The organism is Aliagarivorans marinus DSM 23064 (assembly GCF_000429485.1).
Taxonomy (GTDB): Bacteria; Pseudomonadota; Gammaproteobacteria; order Enterobacterales; family Celerinatantimonadaceae; genus Aliagarivorans; species Aliagarivorans marinus.
Genome location: NZ_AUBY01000042.1, coordinates 1 through 5,695, shown reverse-complemented (window position 1 = coordinate 5,695; position 5,695 = coordinate 1). Strand labels below are relative to the sequence as shown.

Here is a 5,695-nt window from a genome sequence, read left to right as displayed (position 1 = left end):
AATCGTTGAGCTAAATGTTCAAATTGACCATGTCCATTTGATTGTCAGGATGCCCCCGAGCCTGAGTGTTTCAGAGTATGTAGGCTTCGTGAAAGGAAGAACCGCGATTAGGTTGTTTGCGAAGTTTCCTTACTTGAGAAAGAAGAAACTGTGGGGTAATCACTTTTGGGAAAGAGGGTACTTCGTTGACTCCGTTGGGGCGAACGAAGACATAATCAGGCGGTATGTCAGGCATCAAGACAAGGTAGAGAAAGAAGAGCAAGAACGTCAGATGTCACTAGAAATGCAGTAGTATAGGTGAGCCCCCTTCTAGGGGGCCGTGTCAAAGCCACCTGCTCAGCAGGTGGATTTTTTACATGTCTGTTGTTCTGCGACCTAGGGTGAGTAAGGGCAAGCATTGACAAAGCCCTTGTCAGGCCACAGACTGCCGCTTTAACCGAATAAGTAGTAAGGGAAAGCTATGAGCAAGCAGATAATCTCTACCGACGGCGCGCCAGCGGCCATCGGCCCCTATTCTCAAGCGACCAAGGTCGAAGAGTTGGTTTTCACCTCTGGGCAGATCCCGTTGGTGCCAGAGACCATGGAAATCATCGAAGGCGATGTGAAGGCGCAGACTCGTCAGGTGATGGAAAATTTGGTCGCAGTGTTGGAAGCGGCAGGTGCCGATGCTTCTACCGTGTTTAAGACCACCTGTTTTCTTAGCGATATGAATAACTTTGTTGCCTTCAACGAAGTATACGCCGAGTACTTCCCCGAGAACCCTCCGGCTCGCTCATGTGTTGAAGTAGCACGCCTGCCTAAAGATGTGCTGGTTGAAGTTGAAGCCATTGCGCGCATTAAGTAAGAGGCTAAAGTGTCCCGCTACACATTGATCGTCACCTCGCCGGTTTATGGCCATCAGGGTAGTGCCACTGCGCTCAATCTAGCGCGCGCCGTCTTGGAGGAAGGGCACACGCTACATGCGGTGTTCTTCTATCAAGAGGGGGTGAGCAATGCGCTGGCGACCACCATGCCAGCGGGTGATGAGATCGATATGGTCAAACAGTGGCAGCAACTCAAAGCCGACTCTGCCTGCCAGTTGCTGGTGTGTAGTGCTGCGGCCCAGCGCCGCGGTGTGCTGGGGCAAGAAGAAGGCGAACAGCGCGATATCATTATCGACGGCTTCGAGCAAACCGGCTTGGCTGAGATGTCGATTGCCATGTTAGAGGCAGATAAGGTGGTGCGACTATGAGTAAACCCCTCGTGTGGATTATGGCCAGCGCCCCTCACCAAAGCGCCAATGCGCGTGAAGGTCTGGATGCCATCTTGGCCGCCTCTGCGGTGAGCGAAGATGTGGTGGTGTACTTCGATGGCGATGGGGTTTGGCAACTTCTTGCAGGCCAGCAGCCCGAGCAGATACGCCAGCGTCATATCCTGCCAACCTATGGCATGCTCGACCTCTACGATGTGGAGCAGCTTTTTATTAATCCTGACGCGCTGGCTGAGCGCGGCTTGGAGCTGGGCGATCTTTCGATTCAGCCAGAGTCGCTGACTCGGCAGGCATTCTTGCAGCGCTTCGCCACTAGCCACGCGATGTTGAGGTTCTGATGCTACATATCTTGCGCTATGGAACAGGCTCCGCTCAGTTCGCTGAATGCCTAAGTGCCTTATCCGGCGACGATCTACTGCTGCTTATCGAAGATGGCGTGTATGCCAGCAATGGCTTCAACGAGCAAATCAGCGAGCTCGATCAGCAGCAGCGACTGTATGTGCTTAGCGCTGATCTGGACGCCCGAGGGCTGAAAAACGGTATTGGCCAACGCCTCGATTTTGCTGGTTGGATGAGGCTACTTGAAAGCGCGCCAAGTAACCTAACTTGGTAAGCCCGTGAGGCGCTAGGAAAATCTGGTTATCTAGCCCTCACAATCCTTGACTCCTTCTGTTCATGCGCATAAAATTTCGCCTCCCCAGAAATGGGGGATTTTTCACATGTTTAAAAATTAGATTTGGAGCTATTTCGAATGGCAACTATTAACCAGTTGGTTCGTAAGCCTCGTGCAAGCAAAGCTGCTAAAAGCAACGTGCCTGCACTGGATGCGTGTCCACAACGTCGTGGCGTATGTACCCGTGTATACACCACTACTCCTAAAAAACCTAACTCAGCACTACGTAAAGTAGCTCGTGTACGCCTAACTAACGGCTTCGAAGTTACTTCTTACATCGGTGGTGAAGGTCACAACCTGCAAGAGCACAGTGTAATTCTTATCCGTGGCGGTCGTGTAAAAGACTTGCCAGGTGTACGTTACCACACTGTTCGCGGCGCACTAGACTGTGCTGGCGTAAGCGATCGTCGTCAAGGTCGTTCTAAGTACGGTGCTAAGCGTCCTAAGTCATAACGGCTCTCCGTTAGTAAGGCCAAACACTTAGTAATAGCGAAGTTTTAATTAAATTCGTTTTGGGGAAACCTGAAGCATATCGGAGAATAAAGTCATGCCAAGACGTCGAGTAATCGGTCAACGTAAAATCCTGCCAGATCCTAAGTTCGGATCAGAACTTCTGGCTAAATTCGTCAACGTAGTAATGGTTGACGGCAAGAAATCTATTTCTGAAAAAATCGTATACGGTGCGCTAGATATTGCTGCTGAGAAATCAGGCAAAGCTCACCAAGAAATTTTCGAAGTAGCTCTAGAAAACGTGCGCCCAGCGGTAGAGGTTAAATCTCGCCGTGTAGGTGGTTCTACTTACCAAGTACCTGTTGAAGTACGTCCAGTACGTCGCAACACCCTAGGTATGCGTTGGATGGTAGAAGCTGCACGTAAACGTGGTGAAAAATCAATGGCTCTGCGTCTAGCGGGTGAAATCCTGGATGCGGCCGAAAGCAAAGGTTCTGCGGTTAAGAAACGTGAAGACGTTCACCGTATGGCCGAAGCAAACAAAGCGTTTGCTCATTACCGCTGGTAATATTTTGGCGCGGCAGCTTATGCTGCTGCGCCATTACTTTTGTGGGATCCTAAGGGCAAACCCTTAGTAAGAGGATAAAATGGCCCGTACAACTCCTATTGAGCGCTACCGTAACATCGGTATCTGTGCTCACGTTGATGCTGGTAAAACCACGACCACAGAACGCGTTCTTTTCTATACCGGTCTCTCTCATAAAATTGGTGAAGTACACGATGGTGCGGCTACCATGGACTGGATGGAGCAAGAGCAGGAACGTGGTATCACCATCACTTCTGCGGCGACTACCACCTTCTGGCGTGGTATGGACGCACAATTCGACGAACACCGAATCAACATCATCGACACCCCTGGACACGTAGACTTCACTATTGAAGTAGAACGTTCATTGCGTGTGCTTGACGGTGCTGTTGTGGTTTTCTGTGGTTCTTCTGGTGTGGAGCCTCAGTCTGAGACGGTATGGCGTCAAGCTGACAAGTACAGCGTGCCTCGCTTGGTGTTCGTAAATAAAATGGACCGCGCTGGTGCTGACTTCGAAAGCGTCATCACCCAGATCCGCGACCGTTTAGGCGCCACTTGTGTGCCGATTCAACTGAACATCGGTGCAGAAGAAAACTTTAAAGGTGTGATTGACCTGATCAAGATGAAGGCAATCAACTGGAACGAAGCGGACCAGGGCACCACCTTTAGCTATGAAGATATCCCTGCTGACTTGCTTGAGCGCGCTGAAGAGCTGCACGAGGAGTTGGTGGAAGCTGCGGCAGAAGCCTCCGAAGAAATGATGGAGAAGTACCTTGAAGAAGGTGAGCTGACTGAAGCAGAGATCAAAGCTGGTTTGCGTACCCGCACCCTGAACAACGAAATCGTTCTTGCTACCTGCGGTAGCGCCTTCAAGAACAAAGGTGTGCAAGCGGTACTGGATGCAGTAGTGGAATACCTACCTGCGCCAAACCACGTAGCTGCGATCAAAGGTGTAGATGAGCGTGACAACGAAATCGAATGTCCCGCTGACGATGACGCACCGTTTGCCGCGCTGGCGTTCAAGATTGCTACCGACCCGTTCGTGGGCACCTTGACCTTTATGCGAGTGTATTCAGGTACTGTAGAAACCGGCACTGCGGTCTACAACTCGGTTAAAGAAAAGCGTGAGCGCTTTGGTCGTATGGTGCAGATGCACTCTAACGATCGCAAAGAAATTAAAGAAGTGCGTGCGGGTGACATCGCTGCGGCCATTGGCCTGAAAGATGTGACCACCGGTGACACCCTGTGCGATCCAGACCACAAAGTGGTACTGGAGCGTATGGAGTTCCCAGAGCCAGTGATTCAAATCGCTGTGGAACCACGCACTAAAGCTGACCAGGAGAAGATGGGCATTGCCCTTGGTAAACTGGCAGCAGAAGATCCTTCATTCCGCGTCGAAACCGACGAAGAGTCAGGCCAAACCCTGATCTCGGGAATGGGTGAGCTTCACCTCGACATCATCGTGGACCGCATGAAGCGCGAGTTCAAGGTGGAATGTAACGTTGGTAAGCCTCAGGTTGCCTACCGCGAGACCATTCGTAAGAACGTTGAGGTTGAAGGCAAATTTGTTCGTCAATCTGGTGGTCGTGGTCAGTATGGTCACGTATGGCTGCGTATGGAGCCTAAAGAGCCAGGTTCGGGCTATGAATTTGTCAACGAAATCGTGGGTGGTGCTGTTCCTCGTGAATACATCCCTGCTGTTGACAAAGGCTGTAAAGAGCAGATGGATATGGGTGTTATTGCCGGATATCCTATGCTGGACGTGAAAGTAACCCTGTTCGATGGTTCATTCCACGACGTGGATTCCAACGAGATGGCATTTAAAATTGCTGGCTCAATGGGCTTCAGAAAAGGGGCGATGGAAGCTAACCCAGCACTGTTAGAACCGATGATGAAAGTTGAAGTTACGACCCCTGAAGATTGGATGGGTGACGTAGTGGGTGACTTGAATCGTCGCCGCGGTATGATTGAAGGCATGGACGAAGGTCCTGCAGGACTGAAGATCGTCCGCGCGAAAGTTCCTCTAGCTGAAATGTTCGGCTATGCTACAGATCTACGCTCCGCAACTCAGGGACGTGCCTCTTACTCTATGGAATTCCTAGAGTACAATGAAGCGCCTAAGAATGTTGCTGATGCGATAATCGAAGCGAAAAACTAAACTTATTCAACTGTGTTGGCCTGCCAAAGCAGGCCGAATGTTAAAGAAGGTACATATTGTGTCTAAAGAAAAATTTGAACGTTCGAAACCGCACGTAAACGTTGGTACTATTGGCCACGTTGACCACGGTAAAACTACTCTGACTGCAGCAATCACCAACGTACTGGCTAAGACCTACGGCGGTGAAGCGAAAGACTTCGCACAAATCGATAATGCTCCAGAAGAGCGTGAGCGTGGTATTACCATCTCAACCTCGCACGTTGAATACGACACTCCTACTCGCCACTACGCGCACGTAGACTGTCCAGGACACGCTGACTACGTTAAAAACATGATTACCGGTGCTGCTCAAATGGACGGCGCGATTCTGGTAGTAGCAGCGACTGACGGCCCAATGCCACAAACTCGTGAGCACATCCTGCTGTCTCGTCAGGTTGGCGTACCTTTCATCATCGTATTCATGAACAAGTGTGACATGGTAGATGACGAAGAGCTGCTAGAGCTGGTAGAGATGGAAGTTCGTGAACTGCTGTCTGAGTACGAATTCCCAGGTGATGACCTGCCAGTAATCCAAGGTTC

9 protein-coding genes are annotated in these 5,695 nt (G+C 50.6%); all 9 read left to right on the top strand.

The genetic code is table 11. The features are described from left to right. On the top strand, nt 1-292 hold a 292-nt coding region (tnpA, locus tag G461_RS0114395; RefSeq protein WP_026972360.1), incomplete at its 5' end, for an IS200/IS605 family transposase. A 168-nt stretch (nt 293-460) separates the two neighbouring features. Further along, nucleotides 461-844: a RidA family protein gene (locus G461_RS0114390; RefSeq protein WP_026972359.1), complete on the top strand. Its 384-nt coding sequence runs from the start codon at nt 461-463 to the stop codon at nt 842-844. A gap of 9 nt (nt 845-853) precedes the next feature. Next, the gene (gene tusD, locus G461_RS0114385) at nt 854-1,231 is read left to right on the top strand and encodes a sulfurtransferase complex subunit TusD (RefSeq protein WP_026972358.1); all 378 of its coding nucleotides are present in this window, start codon (nt 854-856) and stop codon (nt 1,229-1,231) included. After that, nucleotides 1,228-1,587 (top strand): sulfurtransferase complex subunit TusC, encoded by a 360-nt coding sequence (gene tusC / locus G461_RS0114380; RefSeq protein WP_026972357.1) that lies wholly within the window; start codon nt 1,228-1,230, stop codon nt 1,585-1,587. The genes tusD and tusC overlap by 4 nt, the downstream gene beginning before the upstream one ends. Continuing rightward, entirely contained in the window at nt 1,587-1,862 is a 276-nt protein-coding gene (gene tusB / locus G461_RS0114375; protein WP_026972356.1) for a sulfurtransferase complex subunit TusB, read from the top strand. Before tusC ends, tusB begins: the two co-directional genes overlap by 1 nt. 138 nt (nt 1,863-2,000) lie before the next feature. After that, entirely contained in the window at nt 2,001-2,375 is a 375-nt protein-coding gene (rpsL, locus tag G461_RS0114370) for a 30S ribosomal protein S12 (RefSeq protein WP_026972355.1), read from the top strand. Nucleotides 2,376-2,469: 94 nt separating this feature from the next. After that, on the top strand, nt 2,470-2,940 hold the full coding sequence (rpsG, locus tag G461_RS0114365) for a 30S ribosomal protein S7 (protein WP_026960385.1): 471 nt from the start codon (nt 2,470-2,472) through the stop codon (nt 2,938-2,940). Between the two features lie 79 nt (nt 2,941-3,019). Continuing rightward, nucleotides 3,020-5,116 carry an elongation factor G gene (gene fusA / locus G461_RS0114360; RefSeq protein ID WP_026960384.1) on the top strand — a complete coding sequence of 699 codons (2,097 nt, stop codon included), beginning with the start codon at nt 3,020-3,022 and terminating at the stop codon, nt 5,114-5,116. 58 nt (nt 5,117-5,174) lie between these two features. Beyond that, the coding region (locus G461_RS0114355; RefSeq protein ID WP_026971898.1) for a GTP-binding protein at nt 5,175-5,695 on the top strand (521 nt) is incomplete at its 3' end.